Annotated in this window: 1 protein-coding gene; it reads left to right on the top strand. The window is 66.9% G+C overall.

All coding sequences use genetic code 11. The features are described 5' to 3' along the window. Positions 1-78: 78 nt before the first annotated feature. A partial coding sequence (locus ACODTJ_RS29185; protein ID WP_488851729.1) for an ABC transporter permease occupies positions 79-628 on the top strand: 550 nt, incomplete at its 3' end.

A 628-nucleotide genomic window follows, 5' to 3' on the forward strand; every position in this document is an offset into this window, starting at 1 on the left:
TGCGCCCGGAACGCCCGTCCGCATCGGCATCGCGGTCTCCGATACCGTGCTGCTGCCCGACGAGGCGCGAGGCGCGCTGTGACGACCGTCAGCGCCTTCGATCCCGCCGGTTCGGCCGGGGACGACCACGCCGCCGGCCTGCGGCGCGACCAGTGGCGCGAGCGCATGGGGCTCGCAGGGCTGGCGGCGCCGGCGCTCCTGCTCGTCACCGTCACCATGCTGGTCCCCGTCGGCTGGCTCTTCGGCCTATCCTTCCTCGACGATAACGGAGCGCTGAGCCTCGAACACTATCGGCGCATGCTGGCCGAGCCTTCCTATGGCCGGACCTTCCGTACCACTTTCGAGATCAGCTTCGTTACCACGCTGATCTGTATCCTGCTCGGCTATCCCCTGGCCTATTTCCTGTCGCAACTGCCGCGCCGCGCCGCCAATCTCTGCATGATCGCGGTGCTCCTGCCGTTCTGGACCTCGCTGCTGGTGCGCACCTATGCCTGGCTCGTGCTGCTCCAGCGCAGTGGGCTCATCAACACATGGGGCATGAAGCTCGGCCTCTGGAGCGAGCCCTTGCAGCTGGTGCACAACATGGGCGGCACGCTGATCGGCATGGTCCATATCATGCTGCCCTTCA

The sequence above is a fragment of the Allobosea sp. FG18 genome, assembly GCF_057809495.1.